Raw genomic sequence first — 1115 nt, forward strand, 5'->3', positions numbered from 1 at the left:
CGGCAGGCCGATGCCGCCAGCCTCCGCGTGGCCTGCCCCAATCGCGCAGCGGCGTGGGCAGGCGACCAGGCACCCAGGCCTGGACCTGTGCCGCCGCGTCGATCGGCAGCGCCCATTGCCGGCCATCCCAGGCATAGCTTTCATACGATCCGCCAACGCTGCCGGCCGCAGCATCGGCATCGCCGCCCGCGAACGGCAGCAGCGCGCCCGACTGCGCGGCAATGCCGACGTGGGGATGATCGATCACCACCAGGTCATAGGCGCGGGCAAGGTCTTCCACTGGATGGGTTTCGAACGCCTGGAGCGAGCGCCGCTCCCACTCGATCGCCGTTCCGGTGAGCCGCGCCCACTCGCGCGAAGCGGCCACCAGCGGCTCGTAACCGCGCGGGTGATCCCACGTCATGCCCTTCAAGGTCGTCTCGCTCATCCCATCCTCCTTCTTGCCTGCGCGGCGAACAACACCGGTTGACTCCGGGATCATCACAGCTTAGCAATAATATAAATCATATAAAAATACTATTGCAGATTTTTCGGAGAGGTATCTGCGATGATCATCGAACAGTTTTTCGAAGACTATGTTCTTGGATCGGAACGGCGAAGTTTTGGCCGAACTATCACCGAGACCGATTTCGTCGTGCATGCCGGCCACACCGGAGACTTTTTTCCGCATCACATGGATGCGGATTGGTGCGCCACGCAGGAGATTGGCCAGCGCATCGCCCACGGCACTCTGGTGTTCAGCATCGGCATCGGCCTCACCGCAACGGTGATCAACCCGCGCGCCATGTCCTATGGCTATGATCGCCTGCGCTTCATCCGCCCGGTGCACATCGGCGACACGATCACCACGATCACCCGCATTGCCGACAAGCGCGACCATCCCAAGCGGACCGCCCAGGGCGTGGTGACCGAGACGGTGGACATCCGCAACCAGCGCGAGGAAACCGTGCTCGCCTGCGAGCATCTCTACCTGGTCGATCGCCGTTCGGCGGCGGCCTGACGCAATGCGCCCGATCCGCCCCCTTCCCCTGCTGGCCGCCACCCTGGTCGTGGCCGTGGGCAGCCTCTCGCTCGTTGCGCTGGCGCGCCACGGCAGCGATGGGGCTGCCGCCGCC

The 1115-nt window shown here is 64.6% G+C and carries 1 protein-coding gene and 1 pseudogene; one reads left to right on the top strand and one right to left on the bottom strand.

Features of this window, described 5'->3' with window-relative positions:
• Positions 1 to 427 (bottom strand): annotated as a pseudogene (locus tag H926_RS25005) (carbohydrate ABC transporter substrate-binding protein); the annotation flags it as partial.
• Between the two features lie 120 nt (positions 428 to 547).
• On the opposite strand from H926_RS25005, the gene H926_RS0101240 reads away from it, so the two are divergent.
• On the top strand, positions 548 to 1000 hold the full coding sequence (locus H926_RS0101240; RefSeq protein ID WP_022674682.1) for a MaoC/PaaZ C-terminal domain-containing protein: 453 nt from the start codon (positions 548 to 550) through the stop codon (positions 998 to 1000).
• The last annotated feature ends 115 nt before the right edge of the window (positions 1001 to 1115 follow it).

The organism is Novosphingobium sp. B-7, assembly GCF_000410615.1.
In the GTDB taxonomy this organism is placed as follows: Bacteria; Pseudomonadota; Alphaproteobacteria; order Sphingomonadales; family Sphingomonadaceae; genus Novosphingobium; species Novosphingobium capsulatum.

What these genes read in the sequence shown, in the direction of transcription:
- H926_RS0101240 (WP_022674682.1), top strand. Translation starts at nt 548, where the DNA reads ATGATCATCGAACAGTTTTTCGAAGACTATGTTCTTGGATCGGAACGG.